Source organism: Microbacterium terrisoli (assembly GCF_030866805.1).
Lineage (GTDB): Bacteria > Actinomycetota > Actinomycetes > Actinomycetales > Microbacteriaceae > Microbacterium > Microbacterium terrisoli.
The window spans coordinates 711359-729791 of the sequence record NZ_CP133019.1 but is presented as its reverse complement, the minus strand read 5'-3'; the positions used below and the strand labels follow the sequence as shown (position 1 = coordinate 729791).

The following is an 18433-nucleotide window of genomic DNA, read 5'->3' as shown; positions in this document are numbered from 1 at the left end:
CCAGAGCCGCACTCCGTTCGAGACCTTCTCTTGCCGCTGAGGCAGCAGCACGCTCTCGACGAGGAAATCCTCGGGTTTGACGCAGGAGGTCGGCGAACATGGTGGAGCTCATAGATTCAAGAGGACAGATCAGGATCTGACTTGCCGAGTCGTGTGGGCGGGCTATATTATGTGGGAACGATGTCACATTGTCGTGGGAACGACGTGCCGAGGCCGGAGGATTGAATGGCAACGAAGCAGCCCGTGCTCGGGCTCGACATCGGGGGCACCAAGCTCGCTGTCGCGATGGTGACCCCCGACGGCCGCACCCACGGGTTCCTGTCCGAGCCCACCGAGAAGCAGCTCGGCCCCGATGCGATCATCGCGCATCTGTTCGACATGGGCCGTCGCAGCATCGCGGCGAGCGGGCTGGGCGAGCCCGGCGCCGTCGGCATAAGCTGTGGCGGCCCGCTCGACGTCGCTGCCGGCATTCTGACCGGCCCGCTTCACCTGCCCGGTTGGATCGACGTACCCATCGTCGCGATGGCCACCGAGGCGTTCGGCGTGCCGGCCGTGGTCGAGAACGACGCGACCTCGGCGGTGCTCGGCGAGTACCGGTTCGGTGCCGCGCGCGGCGCCGACATCGCGTTGTATCTGACGCTGTCCACCGGCGTGGGCGGTGGATCGATCATCGACGGCCGCCTGCATCGCGGCGCCGCAGGCAACGGAGGCGAATTCGGGCATGTCCTGGTGCGGCCCGGCGGTCGGCTCTGCCAGTGCGGACGGTACGGATGCCTCGAGGCCTACGCATCCGGGACGAACATCGCCGCACGGGCGATCGAGTTGCTCACCGAGACCGACCGCCCCTCATCGCTGCGAGAAGTGCCGGTTGTGCGTGGCGAGCACGTCTCAGCAGCCGCCGCGGCCGGCGACCTGCTCGCCACCGAACTGTGGAACGACACCATGACGCTGCTGGGACAGGCCATCACCGATCTGGTGAACGTGTTCGAACCGAACGTGGTGGTGCTCGGCGGCGGCGTGACCCGTTCCGGATCGCTGCTGCTGGACCCGGTGCGAGAGATGGTGCGCACACGAGCCATGCCGCCCGCCGCAGCGCACGCGGTCGTCACCCTCGCCGGGCTCGGCGACGCGGTGTGCGTCGTCGGTGCTGGTGCCCTCGCCCTCGCTCTGATGGAGACCGTCCATGTCTGATTGGCTGGAAGACCAGCTCGCCGCCTATGCCCGCTGTGCCGCCGATGCCGGCCGCCTGCTGGACACCGTGCGCGCGGTTGGCGACGTCCTCATCGACGCTTTCGCGAACGGGGGCAGGCTGTACTCGTTCGGCAACGGCGGAAGCGCCGCCGACGCCCAGCACTTCACCGGCGAGCTGATCGGCCACTACAAACGTGACCGCCGACCGCTGCCGGCGGTTACCCTCACCACGGACGCCACCGTCTCGACGTGCATCGCGAATGACTACTCGTTCGACGAGGTGTTCTCCCGCCAGGTCGAGGCACTCGCGCATCGCGGCGACGTCGTGGCGGCCTTCACCACGAGCGGCCGTTCCCCGAACATCCTCCGGGCACTGGAGGCGGCGCGCGCGGGCGGCGCGACGACGATCCTGTTCGCAGGCGGTGACGGCGGGCCCGCGCGTCCGTTCGCCGACCACGCCCTTCTCGTGCCGTCCACGCAGACCCCCCGCATCCAGGAACTGCACACGTTCCTGTTGCATGCGCTGTCTGAGATTCTGGATGCATGGGCAGCAGGGGAGGAGCCGTCGTGACCTCGAGAACACCACAATCCGCCCCGGTGGCCAACGCTCCGTCCGGGGTCCAGCCCACGGGTCTCGCCGCCACCACCGCCCGCCCGGTGGCTGCGCCTGACCGCACCTTGCACATGATCGGCAACGCCCACCTGGACCCGGTTTGGCTGTGGCCGTGGCAGGAGGGGTACCAGGAGGCCCGCGCGACATTCGCCAGCGCGCTGGACCGGATGGACGAGTACCCCGGTTTCGTCTTCACGTGCGACCAGGTTGTGCTGCTGTCGTGGGTCGAGGAGCAGGATCCCGAGCTGTTCGAGCGCATCCGCCGACGGGTCGCCGAGGGCCGGTGGGTCAACGTGGGCGGCTGGTGGGTGGAGCCGGACTGCAACATGCCGATGGGTGAATCGTTCGCACGACAGGGGCTGTACGGCCAGCGATACCTGCACTCCCGGTTCGGACGCATCTCGTCCGTGGGCATGAACGCCGACCCGTTCGGGCACAGCGCGACGCTTCCGCAGATCTTGCGCGGTCAGCGGATGGACTCGTACTGCTTCCTGCGTCCGGGTCCGCACGAGAGCGACTTCGACGAAAGCCTGTTCCACTGGGAGGCGCCAGACGGCTCCCGCGTGCTGGCCTACCGCATCCCGTTCGAGTACTGCAGCCCTCCTGGTGACGTCTCGTGGCAGACCGAGAAATCACTCGCGCAATTCGATCGCACGCTCGGCGACATGATGGTGTTCTACGGTGTCGGCAACCATGGCGGGGGCCCGACCAAGCTGAACATCGAGTCCATCTACCGCTACGACCAGATGGGCACCTTCGGAAGGATGACGATGTCCTCACCCCGCGCGTACTTCGATGAGGTGCTGTCCCGCGGCGATGCGTTCCTCGACCGCCTGCCGGTGCGCCGTGACGATCTGCAGCACCACGCGCCCGGTTGCTACTCGGCGCACTCAGGCATCAAGGCATGGCAGCGCCGCGCGCAGTATGCGGCCTTGTCCGCCGAGCGGTGGGCGGCGGTGGACGTCGTACTCAGTGGCACCGACTATCCGCGCGACGACCTTGAGCGTGCATGGAAGCAAATTCTGTTCAACCAGTTCCACGACATCCTTCCGGGATCGGCGATCGAGCCGTCCTACGATGACGCGCGCGATCAGCTCGGTGAGGCCGTCGCGATTTCCAAGCGCATCATTACGCGCGCCCACAACCGCATCGCCCGCCGCGTGGACATCCCGATGGATGCCGCCACGCAGCCGGTGCTGGTGTTCAACCCGCACCCCTGGCCCGTCGCGCTCGACGTGGACATGCAGTACGGTGGCCAGCCGCGCGGCGTGCGCATCGTCGACCACAACGGCACGCCGGTGCTCTCACAGGCGACGCAGTCCACGGCGACGACCGGCGACGTGAATCGCGGTGCGGTCACGTTCCGCGCCGATCTCCCTTCACTCGGGTATGCGTTGTATCGGATGCTGCCCGGCGCCGACGCGCACTCGGCATCCGACCTCACCGTCGCGGAGGACGGCACGGTTCTGGAGAACCCGCACCTGCGCGTCGAGCTGGACCCCGCCACCGGCGACGTCGTGTCGCTGCTCGACAAGGCTACCGGCCTGGACGTGCTCGCCGGCACTGCGGGTCAGCCGCGCACAGCCGTGTGCGAAGACCCGACCGACACCTGGGGGCACCGCGTGATCTCCTACGCCTGGCCGGGCGACGCGATGAGCCTCGAGCGCATCGTCGTGCGCGAAACGGGCCCGCTACGCACGCGCGTGCGCGTCGAGCGCTCGTGGGGGCGCAGCCTCCTCGTCGAAGAGCTGCTGCTGTCGTACGACAGCAGGGCTCTGCGCATCGACGTCTCCATCGACTGGCGTGAGCAGGCGCATCTGCTGAAGCTGCGTTACCCAGTCGGGCTCGCCGATCCGAGGGCGACCTACGAGATCCCGTATGGCGTGATCGAGCGCCCCGTGGACGGCGCTGAGGAGCCCGCCCAGTCGTGGGTGGACCTGACCGGCACGGCCGACGGCGTGCCGGCGGGTCTGACGGTGCTGTGCACGACAAAACACGGGTGGGATGTCTCACCCGCCGGGTCTGCCGGTTCGGCCGTGGCCAGCATCGGCGTGACCGCCGTGCGCAGCCCGGTGTACTCGTGGCACGACCCGCGCCTGCTCGACCCCGACGGCGTCTACTCGTTCCAGGATCAGGGCGTCCAGCGCTTCCGCGTCGAGCTCGTCCCGCACGCGGGGGACTGGCGCGCCGCCCAGCCGACCCGCCGCGCAGCGGTGCTCGGCCAGCCAGTGCGTGCCCAGCTGGAATCATTCCACGACGGCGACCTGCCTGCGCGCCACAGTTTCGCCGCCGACGGCGGCGGATCTGTGATGATCACCGCCCTCAAAGGCGCTGAGGATCCCACAGCCGACGGATCGACCGACCTCATCGTGCGCGCCGTGGAGACTGCCGGAGTGCCGGCTGCGGCATCCTTTGCCCTGCCGTTGGCCGGCCGCGTCCTCGAAGCGGAGTTCGGGCCATTCCAGGTGCGCACGTTCCGGATCCCGCGCGATCCGGAGGACAAGATCGTCGAGGTCGACCTGCTGGAATGGGCGGTCGGCGAGCCAACGCCATGACACCGGCCTTGCGCGCTGACGTCCTGGACGCGGACGCGACCGACTTCGACATCTCCCTCGTGGCGACACCGGCGGCCGAGGAGACCGTCATCGCTGTGCGGGTCGTATACCGGGGCGAGCAGGAGACGGATGCTGCTATCCGCGTCACCGCCGAGATCGCGGACGCCACCGACCCGTGGTGGATGATCCCGGGACTCTTCTACGGCGAGAACCGGCCGGCTGCGAACGACCGTCTTTATCCGCGTTTCGAGCCGGGGGCACGCGACGCCGCCGCACACGCACAGTTCCGCAGCGACCAATGGCACTTCCGCTCGGATCGCGCGGCGGCACCGGTGGTTTTCTGTTGGCCCGGGGGCGGACAACGCGGATGGGCGCTGTCGGCGGCCCCGGACACGTTCGTTGGACTGACCGGGTTCGGCTTCGCGTTGCGCGACCAGGCCGATCCGCCGCACGCGGAGCTGTCGGTCACGTTCCCGGCGCGCGAGTACCCGGTCACGTACTACGGGGATGCGTCGCCGCGCGACCCGCTGGTCACCTCGCACCATTTCAAGCCCGGTGCGACGGTCGAGCTGATCGTCACGCTGCACGAGCTGTCGTCCGACCGGCACGACTATGCACGTGTGCTGCGCACGCTGCACGCGCGGCTGAGCGCGCGGGCACCGCTGCGTCCGTGGATGGACGTGACCGCCGCAGCCGCCCTGGCCGCCGAGGGACTGCTGCGGTGGCATTACGATCCCGACCCAGGCGTTCTGTTGGAGACCGTGGGCTTCGACCGTGAGATCACCGGCCACGACGGGCAGCCGGTGGATCGCCAGGCCATGCACGTCGGGTGGGTGTCCGGCATCCCGTGGGCCTACGCGATGCTCCGGCACGCCGTGCGCACCGGTGATGCGCCGTTGCGGGAGGCCGCGACCCGCGTGATCGACTTCTGCACGGCCGAGCGCTCGCCCAGCGGCACGCTGTGGGGGGTGTGGTATCGCTCCAGCGGCTGGACGCAGAGTTGGACGCGGCACCACCGCGGGCTGCACAGCCGGACGCTCGGCGAAGCCACGCAGTTCCTCGCCCGCGCTGCGACCCTCGTCGGCCGGGATGACTGGGCGGCGACCGCCCGAGAAGGCCTGGAGATAGTGGCGGCCCGGCAGCGGCCAGACGGCAACCTTGGCAGCATCCACCACGCCGAGACCGGCGAGGTGCTGTCCTGGGACGGGTCGTCGGGACTCGCCTGGGTGGCAGCGCTAGCCGATGCCGGCGACGCAGACCTGCTCGAGGTCGCCGAGCGCGCGGGCGCGTATTACGCCCGGTTTGTGTACGACGAGTACCTGCACGGTGCCCCCGAGGACGTCGACCTCGCCGTCACTAGTGAAGACGGCTACGTAGCGCTGATGGCGTACGTCGCGCTGTATCGGGCGACCGGGGCCGCGCGCTGGCTCGACCTCGCACGGCGATCGGCCGAATTCGCGCTCACGTTCCGGTACGTCTACGACGTGCGCTTCGCTGCCGGAACGATGTTGTCGGCGTACGACTTCGGCACGCGCGGCGCAGACCAGGCCTCGGCCTCCAATCAGCACCTGCACGCGTACGGGCTCGTGTGCACGCGCGAGCTGATCGAGCTCGCCGACGCAACTGGCGACGCGCACTACCGCGCGCGCGCCGAAGAGACGCTCGCGTGCTTCCGCCAGTTCGTCGCGCGGTTCGACGGCGACTTCAACGCCTACCGCGGCATGGTCACTGAGCGCTACTACCAGACCGAGTGCTTCCAGCCCAAAGGGATGCTGCTCACCCTGTCGCATGCCTGGAGCGCCGGCGTACTGCTTCTGGCGTGCGAGGACGCGATCGCCGCAGCGGCCGCGTGAAGATCTTCGGGTACTCGCCACGAAGACATACCGGCACGCATCGATCACTCGTTGCCGTGACCGCGTTCGACTGAGCTGACAGCGGCGGGCCGGGCTCGAGTTCGCCCACGCCGAGGACGCCGCCGACCCCGAACACCTGGCCGGTCTCGCCACAGTCCTGTTCCTGCTTGCCCGCAGGTGACGTGCTCACACCGACCGCACGGGAAGAGCTGTCTCCGCCCGGCACACGCGGCGCCTTGGTGCGCGGTGCTCCTCAGTCGACGGGCGACGTGACTGCGACGCGACGCACCGAGGCGAACGCTCGTGCGCGGTCGGACTCGTACGCGGCGAGAATGACCCCCAGCACGTCGATGCCCTCCACGTGCGTGTGCAGGGGACGGGCGCCGGTGCGGAGGCAGTCGGCGAAGTGCGCCACCTCAGCGGCGATGTCGTGCACTGGCTCGAACGAGACGGTCACCGGGCCTTCACCGCGGAGCCGGTAGGTCAAGGTGACACCGTCCGACGAGAGCGAGCCGAGCTCGCCGACGAAGGAGAACTTCTCCGTGCCCGGCGCCGCCTGATACGCCCAGCTGCTCGTCACCACGCCGACCACCCCGTTGTCGTAGCGCACAAGCACCTGCGCGGAATCCTCACCCTCCATGAATTCCAGCCGGTGACGCGAGAGCATCGCCGATACCTCGACGGGGGTCGCGCCCGCCAGATGCTGAAGCAGGTACACCGGGTGATACCCCGTGTCGATCAGCTCTCCACCGCCCGCAGTGGAGGCATGTGCACGCCAACCCATGCTCTCGGGAGTGAAGTCGTTGTAGAAGCTGTCGGTCGTGCGCACCTCATAGATGCGTCCGAAGGTGCCCGCGTCGATCAGCCGCTTGGCCTCGGCCACAGTGGGCAAGAACAACTGATTGTGGGCGCACATGATCGTGACACCGGTGCGGTCTGCAACCTCCGAGATCGCACGCGCCTCATCCATGCTCAAGCACAGCGGCTTCTCGCACAGCACATGCAGACCCGCCTCGGCGGCCGCGATGATCGCCTCAGCGTGGAGGTGGTGCGGCAGGCAGATGTCGACGGCGTCGAGCTGCGCCCGTGCGATCATGGTGCGGTAGTCGTCGAAGATGTGAACGTCTGCGTCGTCGCCGCGGCGTCGCTCGGCGTTCTCACGTATCGGATCCGCAATTGCGACGAACGCGACAGTGTCGGGATTGCGACGATAACCCGCGACATGCGCGCCGGCGATGCCGCCGGCGCCGATGAGTCCGATTCGGATCTTGTCTGACATTTCTCTCTTCCCGGTGTGCTGGTCAGGCCTGGTAGTTGATTGTTCGCCCGGTACGCGCCGACTCGTTTGCAGCCACCACGAACCTGGTCAACTCCGTTGCAGCCGCACGGTTGGCAGAGGCATCCGCTCGGCCCTCAATGGCGTCGATCCACAGGTCGAACGGGCGCGGTCCTGCATCGGGTAGCTCGATTTCGCTCCAGGTCTGCTCACCGAACCGACCTCCCTTGGCGGTGAGCTTCTCCTGGCCGAACCCGTACAGCAACGATGCCCGTGTGCCCCGCAACTCGAACGCGAAGGCGCCGGGTGTGGTCACGAAGCTGGCTTCTGCTACTCCGACCGCCCCGTCGGCGTAGCCGGCCACGACCACCGCGTTGTCCTCGACGGCGTGCGCGGACACGGATCCGTAAGTTGCGGTTAGCGTCACGGGTGCACTGCCCAGCATGTGCTGGATGAGGTAGGCCGGGTGGCATCCCAGGTCGGCGAACGCACCGCCGATCGCCGTCACGCGGTCCGCGAAACGCTCGGGAAGCCAGCCCGCGAGCCACCCGTCATGAGCCATCCGCACCCGCGCGTATGTCACCGTGCCGAGTTCGCCGGAGTCGATGAGCGCGCGCGCCGCGAGTATCGGCGACTCCGTCAGACGCGGTAGCGACACCACCAGCTCTACGCCCGCGGCATCCGCCTCCTGGATCAGTGCCTCGCATTCGCCGACTGTGGGCGCGAGTAGCTTTTCCGCGAACACATGCTTGCCTGCCCGGATCGCACGTCGGATCATCTCGGTGTGATCCGACGTCGCCGTCGTGATGGTCACCGCGTCGACCTCAGGGTTTGTCAGGAGTGCGTCCAGATCGGCGGCCGGCTCGATCCCCCGCGCGAGAGCACCCTTCCGAGCGAGTGCCTGGTCGGGGTCGTAGCCGGTAACCAGCCGGGTGCGCGGGTGACCGAGCGCCTCGAGTGCGTAGTCGTTGGCATGCACGTGCCAATATCCGACGACACCTATCCCGATCATTTCCACTCCGCCTCCGCGTTGGCGATCACCCGTCACTGGATGTGTGGCAACGTTACCACACAGGGTGATGGACGTGCGGGCCCCGGTGAGTGTATGTCGACTGCCACCGACTCTGGCGGGCACGGACGGGTAGTCGCGGGCCACCGCGGTAGGCGAAGATCGCCGCGTGCTTCGCGCTGACAGGGGTTACGGACGAGCATGGGCGATGAGGCGTTCAACGGGCAACATCGCCGAAACAGGGGATTCTCGGTGAGACCCACGACATGGTCCCTTGTCCCACCAAGATTCCCTTGTCTCACCAGAAATCCCCCATCCCACCGAGACTGCCGTGCCCGGCCGGCTTCCGTGACTCACGTCGTCAGGTCAGCGGATGGCCGATGCCCCAGAGGATCCAGCCGACGCTGTAGAGCGACGACAGGATGCCCAGCGCGAGCGCCCATCCGCCGACCGTGCTGCTCTCACTGCGCCGCCGCAGCGCAACGATCGACAGGATGACCGCCACGATCCCCAGGGGCAGACCCCAGCCGACGAAGAAGGAGACGGCGAGGCCGGCGACGGCGAACGACAGCGCCCACGCTGCGACGCCACGCGACGGGCCGGACGATTCCAGCGAATGCGGGGCCCAGCGCACCTCGACGAGCTCCTCGGACAGGTCCTCGGACAGGTCCTCGGCCGGACCGCTCTGAGTCGTGGGCATCTCGATCGGCGCGGTCGGCGGGCGGGTGAACCCGCCACGGTGCTCACCGGGCAGCACCGCAGCCTCAGAGCCGAGATCGACGTCGGGCGAGGCAGGCGAGGTGGCGATGCCTCCAGCAGGAGGAGCGCCCGCCTCCGCACCGGCAGGGGCTGTCCCGGGCGCTTCGGCGTCCTGAGGCTCAGGTGCAGGCCCTGCGGCCTGGGCACTCGGGACGGGTCCACTCGGCACGGGCCCGGCGCTCGGTGCAGGTTCGTCCGCTGGGGCAGCGGCAGCCCGCACGGCCTCGTCCGGCTGCGGTCCCGGCGCCGGCTCACCAGACGCGTGCTCGGCCGGGCCGTGCCCGTCGGTGTCATCGCTCATGCCGCAGCCTCGGCATCCCGTTCGGCCACCTGGATCTCGGTGACCGGCAAGGTCGAATCGGCGCCGAAGGCCAGCGTCGACGGCTCGCGGCCCGACATGATCAGCTGCGATGCGAGTGCGGCGATCATCGCACCGTTGTCGGTGCACAGCGACAGCGGCGGAATCCGCACCGTCACGCCGGCCTGGGCCGCACGGGCGAGAGCGACTTCGCGCAGGCGTCGGTTGGCGATCACTCCGCCGCCCAGCAGCAGTCGCGGCACGTCGTGGCGCGCGCACGCATCCAGCGCCTTGGTGATCAGCACGTCGACGACCGCTTCGCGGAAGCTCGCCGCGACATCCGCCGTCGGCACCGGTTCGCCGCCCGCCTGGTGCTGCTCGACCCATCGCGCGACGGCCGTCTTCACGCCCGAGAACGAGTAATCGTAGCGGTGCTGGGCCAGGTCCGACGCGCGCGACAGTCCCCGCGGAAAGCGGATCGCGTTCGGGTCGCCGGATGCCGCGACCCGGTCGATCTGCGGTCCTCCGGGATAGGGCAGGCCGAGCAGCCGCGCCACCTTGTCGAACGCTTCGCCTGCCGCGTCATCCATCGTCTCGCCCAGCAGCTCGACGTCGGTGGTCAGATCGCGCACGAGAAGCAGCGATGTATGCCCGCCCGAGACCAGCAATGCGACGGTCGGATACTCCAGCGGGCCGGACTCGGCGTCGAGCACGTCTGCGGCGATGTGGCCGACCAGGTGGTTGACGGCGTACAGCGGCTTGCCCAGCGAGACCGACAGCGCCTTGGCCGCACCCACGCCGACCATGAGGGCCCCGGCCAGCCCCGGCCCGCTGGTCACGGCGATCGCGTCGAGATCGGCCAGGGGCAGCGCGCCCGCCAGGCCGAGCGCAGAGCCCGCCTCGGCGAGGGCCGCCTCGATGGACGGCTGCAGCGCCTCGAGGTGGGCACGCGCGGCGATCTCGGGGATCACTCCCCCGTAGCGGGCGTGCTCGTCCATGCTGCTGGCGATCGTGTTGCTCAGCAGCGTCCGGCCGCGCACGATGCCGATGCCGGTCTCGTCGCAGCTGGTCTCGATGCCCAGCACGAGCGGTTCGCGGGTCATTATGCGGCTCCTGTCGCGCTGTCGGCGGGCACAGCTCCGGTGATCTGGGCCGTATCGGCCGAATCCGGCCCGTTTTCGCCGGGAACCGCCGATTCTTGCGGAGTTGTGAACACGGCAGCGGCACGGCCGCGCAGATCGGCCTGCATCACGATCGCGTCGACATCGTCGGGCTGGTAATAGTGCGGGCGCCGCCCGATCTCCACGAACCCCTCGGAGCCGTACAGCGCCTGTGCCACCGGATTGTCGGCGCGCACCTCGAGGAACAGATCACGCACGCCACGGCGCTCGGCCTCCTCGATGAGCGCCGTCAACAGCGCGCGGCCCCAGCCGTGTCCGCGGGATGCCGCGGCCACCGCAATCGTCTGGATGTCGCCGTCGTGCGAGCCGGCCACGGCGCGCAGTCCGGCATACCCCGCGATCGCGCCGCCCTGCTCGATCACGATGTAGCGTCCGTGCGGTGAGGCCAGCTCCGAGCGCATCGCGCTCTCGCTCCACGCGTCGGTCGGAAACGACGCCCGCTCCAGCGCCATGATCGCCCCGAGGTCTTCGGGCGTCGCTGTGCGCAGCCCCTCGGCGTCACCGGTCATGACGCCACCCGCTTGGGCGTGGCCGGCTCCACGACATCCGGCGAGCGCAGATACAGCGCGTCGTGGGGGCCGACGGTGCGCCCGGCCACCAGCGCCCGTGCGGCGACAACGGCCAGCATCGCGGCCGAGATCACCGCGGTGTCCAGGCGCACGGCGCCGAAGCCGGCGAGGGTGGCATCGAGCTCATCGCGGTGCGCGAGCGCCGGCTCGGTCGCGCGCACCGGCAGACCGTCGTCGTCGAGCCCGTCGTACACCGTGAACGCGAACTCACGCCGGCGGGCGTCGGTGACCACGGCGAAGCGCGGAGTGTCGATGCCTGCGGCGGCGTCCGAGACCAGCTGCGCGAATGCTGCAGCATCGTGACTGACGACGGGAATGACCGGGATGCCGCGGCCACCGTCGCCGCCGAGCGCGAACGCCCGCGCGGCGGCGATTCCCACTCGCAGGCCGGTGAAGGGGCCGGGGCCCATTCCGGCGGCGACATGGGTGACCGATGCCGTGCTTGCGACCTCGGCCAGCAGCGTGCCGATGACCTCGGCGTGTCCGCGCGGATCGGGACTCGACTTCTCGGCCACGACGAGCCCGTCGGGTTCGACGAGCCCGACCGCCGTTCCGGTGGAGGTGTCGATGCCCAGGATCATGGATTCCAGCGTAGCCGGGCGCCGCGCACGCCCGGCTGTACGCACGATCAGCGGGTCGGCGCCGCGCTCGTCAGCGGGCCGGCGCCGCGCTCGTCAGCGGGCCACGCGTGTGACGGTCACCACACGCGGGGCATCGGCATCCAGTTCATCGTCTGTCAGCCCACCGGCGACATCGGCCCTGCCCACCGGTCGCTCGATCTCGACGTCCCACCACACGTCTGCGAGCTCGTCCGCCATGCCCCGGCCCCATTCGACCACGACGACAGAGCCGTCCAGATCGAGGTCGAGGTCGTCCAGCTCGGCGGACGATCCCAGGCGGTACGCATCGACGTGCACGAGCGGTGGGCCCTCGACCAACGACGGATGCGTGCGGGCGATCACGAACGTCGGGCTCTGCACGGGTCCGCGCACGCCCAGAGCCTCGCCGATGCCGCGGGTGAGGGTGGTCTTGCCCGCCCCCAAGGGGCCGGTCAGCACGACCAGATCGCCAGGGCGCAGCATCCTGCCCATCTGCTGCCCGAGCTGCTGCATGTCGTCGGAGGTGGCGATCTCGCGCCGCCCGATCAGTGCGTCCAGGCCGCTCACGCCGGCGTCTCCGTGCAGACCTGCGGACATCCGCGCACACCGCTCCCGGTATCCCCCTCGACCGCGGCGCGGCGGCCCGGATCTCCGAGGTTGCGCCCGACCAGTGGCGCCGGCCGGCTCACTCGACGACCTCACGGCGCGGCACGCGCGGGCCGATGCGCGACACGATCTCGTAATTGATGGTGGATGCCGCATCCGCCCACTCCTCGACGGCAGGAGCGCCGAGGGTGGCATCGCCGAAGATGATCGCCTCGTCGCCGACCGCGACGGGGGCATCGCCGACATCGACCACGAACTGGTCCATCGCGATGCGGCCTGCCACACGCAACCGCTGCCCGCCGATCAGGACGGGCCCGGCGTTGGAAGCCTGCCGCGGGATGCCGTCGGCGTACCCGATCGGCACCAGCGCGAGCGTGGTGTCGCGTTCGCAGCGGTAGGTGTAGCCATACGAGACGCCCTGTCCTGCCGGCACGCGTCGCACGGCAGCGACCGCCGCGCGCAGGGTCATCGCGGGGCGCAATCCGAGATCTGCCGACGTGCGGTCCTCGAACGGCGACAGGCCGTAGATGCCGATGCCCAGCCGCACACTGTCCAGCCGCGTCTGCGGCAGGTCGATCGCCGCCGCCGTCGCGGCGATGTGCCGCACCTGCGGCTGCAGGCCCGCAGCCGCCGCGGCCGACAGCCCCTCATGGAACCGCGCGAGTGCGGCCAGGTCGTCGTCGTGCGAGGCGTTGGAGAGGTGGCTGAAGATCCCGACCACGCGCAGGCGGCCGATGCGCTCGAGCCGCGCCGCTTCGGCGAAGACCGCACCGGCGTCTGCGGGCGCGATGCCGTTGCGGCCCAGGCCCGTCTCGAGCTTCAGGTGCACCCAGACGGGTCGGTCGGCGGATGCCGCAGCCCCCGCGCGCTGCAGCTGATCCATGCTCGAGATGCCGAGTTCGACACCGAATGCGGCCGCCTCGTCGAACGAGGTGCCCGGCGCGTGCAGCCACGCCAGGATCGGCGCGTCGATGCCGCCGCGCCGCAGCTGCAGCGCCTCGGCGACATCGGTGACCCCCAGTCGGGCCGCTCCCCCGCGGAGGGCGGCAGCCGCAGAGCGCACGGCGCCGTGGCCGTAGGCGTCGGCCTTGACGACCGCGATGATCTCGACCCCGGTCAGCCGCCGCAGCTGCCGGACGTTGTCGGCGATCGCGGCCGTGTCGATCAGCGCTTCGCGCAGCACCCCGGGTGCGAGCCGGCTCATGCGCGCGGCCCTTCGGTCCCGGCGGCGGCTGCGGCCGCGGCGGCCCCGACCTCAGCCGCCTCCGCGACCACATACGCGATCGCCAGTCCCGCGTCGTGCGACATCGTCAGATGCAGGATGCCGATCCCTCTCGCCGAGACCACATCGGCCGTCGTCCCGCTCAGGGCGAAGCCCGGTTTGCCCTCGGCATCCAAGACGATTTCGATCTCTGCCCAGTGCACCCCGTCAGAACTGCCGAGCGCCTTGATCAGCGCTTCTTTCGCGGCGTAGCGGGCGGCCAGCGAGCGAGCGGCGAGCGGGCGCTCCCCGGGCGCGAACAGGCGCGTGAGCAGTCGGGGCGTGCGTGCGATGGTGCGCGCGAATCGCGGGACGTCGACCAGGTCGACGCCGGTGCCCACGATCATCCGGACTCCCCTCGCAGCGCGATTTGCAGCATCCTCGACTTTATCGCGAGCGATCCCGCGCAACTCCCCTCGCAAAATCACATGCAGTCGACCAGCGCACATCAACCCTGCGCCAAAATCATGTGCCCGCGTCGAAAGCACATGATTTCGACACGAAAGAGACGAGGGGCGAGCTACTCGACGGTCACCGACTTGGCGAGGTTGCGCGGCTGGTCCACGTCGAGGCCTCGCGCCTCCGCCAGCCCCATCGCGAAGATGTGCAGGGGCACGACCGCCAGCAGCGGCTCGAACAGCGACCCCGCCAGCGGAATGCGCACGACCTCGTCGCCGAACGGCAGCACCGCGGCGTCGCCCTCTTCGGCGATCACGATCACGCGCGCGCCCCGGGCGCGGATCTCCTGGATGTTCGAGACCACCTTGTCGTGCAGCACCGGCGAGTGCACGGGCGACGGCACGATCACGAACACCGGCTGGCCCGGCTCGATCAGCGCGATGGGGCCGTGCTTGAGCTCGCCGGCGGCGAATCCCTCCGCGTGGATGTACGAGATCTCCTTGAGCTTGAGCGCGCCCTCGAGCGCGATCGGAAAGCCCACGTGCCGTCCGAGGAACAGCACCGAGCGCGAGTCGGCCATCCAGCGGGCCAGCTGCGCGATGCGCTCCTGCTCGGCCTCCAGGATCCACGAGATCTTCTCGGGCACGGCTTCCAGCTCGGCCACTGCCTGCGCAGAAGTCGCGGCCGACAGCGCGCCGCGCACCCGACCGACATGCAGCGCCAGCAGGTACAGCGCGGTGATCTGGGCGACGAACGCCTTCGTGGAGGCGACGGCCACCTCCGGACCGGCGTGCGTGTAGACGATCGCGTCGGACTCGCGCGGGATCGTCGCGCCCTGCGTGTTGCAGATCGACAGGGTCTTCGCTCCGCGCTCGTGCGCGTATTTGACGGCCATGAGCGTGTCCATCGTCTCGCCCGACTGGCTGATCGAGACCACCAGCGTGGCCTCGTCGAGCACGGGGTCGCGGTAGCGGAACTCGTGCGCGAGCTCGACATCCACGGGCAACCGCGCCCACTGCTCGAGCGCGTACTTTCCCACCTGGCCGGCGTAGGCCGCGGTTCCGCAAGCCACGATGATGATGCGATGGATGCCGCGGAGCAGATCGTCGAGTCCGTCGAGCTCGGGAATGACCACCGCGTCGTCGTGGATGCGTCCGCGCACGGTGTTGGCGACGGCCTCGGGCTCTTCCGAGACCTCCTTGGCCATGAACGAGGACCACCCGCCCTTTTCGGCGGCTGCGGCATCCCATGTCACTTCGAACGGCTCCGGCTCGACCGCGACGCCGTCGAAGTCGGTGACCGTGACCGACCCGGGGCGGATCGCGACGATCTGGTCCTGCCCGATCGCCAGCGCATGGCGGGTGTGCTCGACGAAGGCCGCCACGTCTGACCCGAGGAAGGTCTCGCCCTCGCCCAGTCCGATCACCAGCGGCGAGTTGCGGCGGGCCCCGACGACCAGGCCCGGGTGGTCCTCGTGCATCGCCAGCAGCGTGAACGCGCCGTCCAGTCGCTGCACCGTCGCGCGGAACGCAGCCTCGAGGTCTTCACCGTTCGCGTGGTATTCGCGGGCCAGAAGCACGGCGGCGACCTCGGTGTCGGTCTCGCTGAGGAACGTGTCACCCGAGCCTGCGAGCTCGGCGCGCAGGGCCGCGAAGTTCTCGATGATCCCGTTGTGGATGACCGCGAGCCGCCCATCGTCGGCCAGATGCGGGTGCGCGTTGACGTCGGTCGGGCCACCGTGCGTCGCCCACCGGGTGTGGCCGATGCCGCTGGTGCCGTCGGCGAGCGGCGCGTGCTGGAGGTCGTCGCGCAGCACCTGCAGTTTGCCGGCGCGCTTGCGCATGCCGAGGTGACCGTCGCCGTCGATGACGGCGATGCCGGCCGAGTCGTAGCCACGGTATTCGAGGCGGGCGAGCCCCGACAGCAGGATGCTCTCACTCGGCCGCGAGCCGACGTATCCGACGATTCCACACATGCCGTCAATGGTACGAACAGGTGATTGCAAGGAGGCCTTACATTTGCGCGGGATACGAGCCCCGCGCACGCGCCGCGCGTCTGGCCGCGAATCCATAGGGACTCGGCGAATCCATGCCCCAGGGCGTATTGACTCGCCGAGTCCCTAGGGATTCGGCGACAGCACGCCGGCGTCGACAAGCTCCGCCAGAGCAGCGTCGACGAGGGCGCGCGGGTCGGCGTCGGGCGGCGCGCCGTGGCGCGCGACCACATCGGCCACGATCTCGTCGCTGGTGCGGCCCGCGACAGCCGACTCCCACAGCACGGGGGCGATGCCCTCCAGCACCCGGATCGTGCCCCCGCTGAACACCGCCAGGCCGCCATCGACCTCGATCACGTCGATCACGTCCGGGCCGATGCGGGCGGCCGCGGCATCCGGCCCCGCATCCGGCCCCGCATCCGGCGTCGCCGGCCCGGCAGCCGGCCCCGCATCCGGCCCCACGTCCGGCCCCGCATCCAGCGCAGCCGCATCCGTCCGGGCGCCCGGCCCGACCGAGACGGAGCGCCACGTCATCGCAGCATCCGACCCGCTGATCACATCGTCGACGATGCCCACGAGATCCTCGACGCGCGAGTAGCGCAGGCGCCGGAATCCACCGACCTGCTCGCCGAGCTGCGCGAGGGCGTGCAGCGGTCGGGGCAGCTCACGCAGAAAGCTCATCTGCGGAATGATCTCGCGCACGACTTCGGTGAACGGCAGGGGTTCCACGGTCGGGTCGCACGGCTCGTCGCGACGATCCAGGAACACGACCGCGGCCAGCCGCAGCGCGGCATCCGGCAAGTCGCGCAGTCCGGCCTGCTCGGGTGAGACCTGCTCTTTGGGCCGCCCGGCCCGCACGACCGACAGCGGCTTGCGATAGGGCAGCACGCTCAGGTGCGCGTCGACGGCGACGCTCTCATCGGACACGTAGGCGTAGTGCCGGCCGAGGATGCGGCTGAGGGTCGTCTTGCCACGGCCCGACGGCCCGACGAACGCGATCACGCGGCCGTCGTCCAGCGCGATCCCCGCAGCGTGGAACAGCAGCATCCGCCCTCGCTGATGATCGAGCGCCTGCAGCGTGACCCGCACCGACAGACTCTCCAGCACCCACTCCGGGTCGCCGTCGGCGGGAACCTCCACGGTGCGGTCCGGCGTGGCATCCGCCTCATCAGAACCCGGGATGCCGCAGCCGCTCCACGCGCCGCGCACACGCCCGATCCACTCGGCCGTGGCGCCCGGGGCGAATCGCAGCCGCACCCGGGTGCCCAGCGCCTGCACGTCGATCGACTCGGTCATCTCACCGGCTCACAGCTTGCGCAGCAGCACGCGTTCGACGGCGTGGTTGGGGCCCTTGCGCAGCACGAGCGATGCACGGTGGCGCGTGGGCAGCACGTTCTCTTCGAGGTTGGGCAGGTTGATGTCGTTCCAGAATCCGAGCGCGCGCGCGACGGCCTGGTCGTCGCTGAGGTCGGCGAACACCTTGAAGAACGAGTTCGGGTTGCTGAACGCACTGTGCCGCAGGGCCAGGAACCGGTCGACGTACCAGCGTTCGATGTGCGCGGCATCCGCGTCGACGTAGATGGAGAAGTCGAACAGGTCCGAGACAGCGACGTCGTTCGGCGTGGGCGGCGGCTGCAGCACGTTCAGGCCCTCGACGATGAGCACGTCGGGGCGACGGACGGTGACCTTCGCATCCGAGACGATGTCGTACCGCATGTGCGAGTAGTACGGAGCCTGCGCCTCGGCCGCGCCGCTCTTGATCTGCATGAGGAAGTCGACCAGCGCGCGACGGTCGTACGACTCCGGAAAGCCCTTGCGGTCCATGAGACCGCGGCGTTCGAGCTCGGCGTTCGGATACAGGAAGCCATCGGTGGTGATCAGCTCGACCCGCGGAGTGTCGGACCATCGGCTCATCAGCTCGCGCAGCAGGCGCGCGATCGTCGACTTGCCCACGGCGACCGAGCCCGCCACGCCCACGACGAACGGCGTGGTGGGGTCGTCGCGTTCGTGCAGGAACGTCGCGGTGTCTCCGCCGAGGCGCCGCGTGGCCAGCGCGTACAGGCTCAGCAGGCGGCTGAGCGGCAGGTACACATCGCGCACCTCGTTCAGGTCGAGACGGTCGCCGAGCCCGCGGATCTGCACGACCTCGGTCTCGGTCAGCGGCTGCGGCATGTCCGCCGCAAGGCGCGCCCACTCGTCGCGAGGGATCTCACGATAGAGCTGCGGCACGGCAGGGCCGACGTCGGTCACGGATTCAGCGGGCATCGCGGA

General features: G+C 69.7%; 16 protein-coding genes. 4 read left to right on the top strand and 12 right to left on the bottom strand.

The annotated features are described in order from the left end of the window. The first annotated feature begins 225 nt into the window (after positions 1–225). The 4 genes from QU603_RS03170 to QU603_RS03155 are packed head-to-tail and all read left to right on the top strand — an operon-like array spanning position 226 to position 6212. Positions 226–1191 (top strand): ROK family protein, encoded by a 966-nt coding sequence (locus QU603_RS03170; protein WP_308493044.1) that lies wholly within the window; start codon positions 226–228, stop codon positions 1189–1191. Continuing rightward, complete coding sequence (locus tag QU603_RS03165) at positions 1184–1762, top strand: D-sedoheptulose-7-phosphate isomerase (protein ID WP_308493043.1); 579 nt, start codon at positions 1184–1186, stop codon at positions 1760–1762. Before QU603_RS03170 ends, QU603_RS03165 begins: the two co-directional genes overlap by 8 nt. After that, positions 1759–4359, top strand: a complete 2601-nt coding sequence (locus QU603_RS03160) for an alpha-mannosidase (RefSeq protein WP_308493042.1) — start codon at positions 1759–1761, stop codon at positions 4357–4359. The genes QU603_RS03165 and QU603_RS03160 overlap by 4 nt, the downstream gene beginning before the upstream one ends. Next, positions 4356–6212: a beta-L-arabinofuranosidase domain-containing protein gene (locus QU603_RS03155; protein ID WP_308493041.1), complete on the top strand. Its 1857-nt coding sequence runs from the start codon at positions 4356–4358 to the stop codon at positions 6210–6212. The genes QU603_RS03160 and QU603_RS03155 overlap by 4 nt, the downstream gene beginning before the upstream one ends. A gap of 253 nt (positions 6213–6465) precedes the next feature. Here the strand turns inward: QU603_RS03155 and QU603_RS03150 are convergent, their stop codons facing one another. The 12 genes from QU603_RS03150 to coaA form a co-directional block, all read right to left on the bottom strand. Further along, positions 6466–7491 (bottom strand): Gfo/Idh/MocA family protein, encoded by a 1026-nt coding sequence (locus QU603_RS03150; RefSeq protein WP_308493040.1) that lies wholly within the window; start codon positions 7489–7491, stop codon positions 6466–6468. Between the two features lie 22 nt (positions 7492–7513). Next, positions 7514–8644 carry a Gfo/Idh/MocA family protein gene (locus QU603_RS03145; protein ID WP_308493039.1) on the bottom strand — a complete coding sequence of 377 codons (1131 nt, stop codon included), beginning with the start codon at positions 8642–8644 and terminating at the stop codon, positions 7514–7516. Between the two features lie 214 nt (positions 8645–8858). Further along, on the bottom strand, positions 8859–9557 hold the full coding sequence (locus tag QU603_RS03140) for a hypothetical protein (protein ID WP_308493038.1): 699 nt from the start codon (positions 9555–9557) through the stop codon (positions 8859–8861). Further along, positions 9554–10657: a tRNA (adenosine(37)-N6)-threonylcarbamoyltransferase complex transferase subunit TsaD gene (gene tsaD / locus QU603_RS03135; RefSeq protein WP_308493037.1), complete on the bottom strand. Its 1104-nt coding sequence runs from the start codon at positions 10655–10657 to the stop codon at positions 9554–9556. The genes QU603_RS03140 and tsaD overlap by 4 nt, the downstream gene beginning before the upstream one ends. Further along, complete coding sequence (gene rimI / locus QU603_RS03130; RefSeq protein ID WP_308493036.1) at positions 10657–11244, bottom strand: ribosomal protein S18-alanine N-acetyltransferase; 588 nt, start codon at positions 11242–11244, stop codon at positions 10657–10659. Before rimI ends, tsaD begins: the two co-directional genes overlap by 1 nt. After that, positions 11241–11885, bottom strand: coding sequence for a tRNA (adenosine(37)-N6)-threonylcarbamoyltransferase complex dimerization subunit type 1 TsaB (gene tsaB / locus QU603_RS03125; protein ID WP_308493035.1), 645 nt, complete (start codon positions 11883–11885; stop codon positions 11241–11243). The genes rimI and tsaB overlap by 4 nt, the downstream gene beginning before the upstream one ends. A 93-nt stretch (positions 11886–11978) precedes the next feature. Next, positions 11979–12500: a tRNA (adenosine(37)-N6)-threonylcarbamoyltransferase complex ATPase subunit type 1 TsaE gene (tsaE, locus tag QU603_RS03120; protein WP_308493034.1), complete on the bottom strand. Its 522-nt coding sequence runs from the start codon at positions 12498–12500 to the stop codon at positions 11979–11981. Positions 12501–12588: 88 nt separating this feature from the next. After that, positions 12589–13713, bottom strand: coding sequence for an alanine racemase (gene alr, locus QU603_RS03115; RefSeq protein ID WP_308493033.1), 1125 nt, complete (start codon positions 13711–13713; stop codon positions 12589–12591). Continuing rightward, positions 13710–14117 (bottom strand): holo-ACP synthase, encoded by a 408-nt coding sequence (locus QU603_RS03110; RefSeq protein ID WP_308493032.1) that lies wholly within the window; start codon positions 14115–14117, stop codon positions 13710–13712. Before QU603_RS03110 ends, alr begins: the two co-directional genes overlap by 4 nt. Before the next feature lie 173 nt (positions 14118–14290). Continuing rightward, entirely contained in the window at positions 14291–16144 is a 1854-nt protein-coding gene (gene glmS, locus QU603_RS03105) for a glutamine--fructose-6-phosphate transaminase (isomerizing) (protein WP_308493031.1), read from the bottom strand. A 144-nt stretch (positions 16145–16288) separates the two neighbouring features. After that, positions 16289–17458 (bottom strand): ATP-binding protein, encoded by a 1170-nt coding sequence (locus QU603_RS03100; protein WP_308493030.1) that lies wholly within the window; start codon positions 17456–17458, stop codon positions 16289–16291. Between the two features lie 9 nt (positions 17459–17467). Further along, on the bottom strand, positions 17468–18427 hold the full coding sequence (coaA, locus tag QU603_RS03095; protein ID WP_308493029.1) for a type I pantothenate kinase: 960 nt from the start codon (positions 18425–18427) through the stop codon (positions 17468–17470). Positions 18428–18433 lie beyond the last annotated feature (6 nt).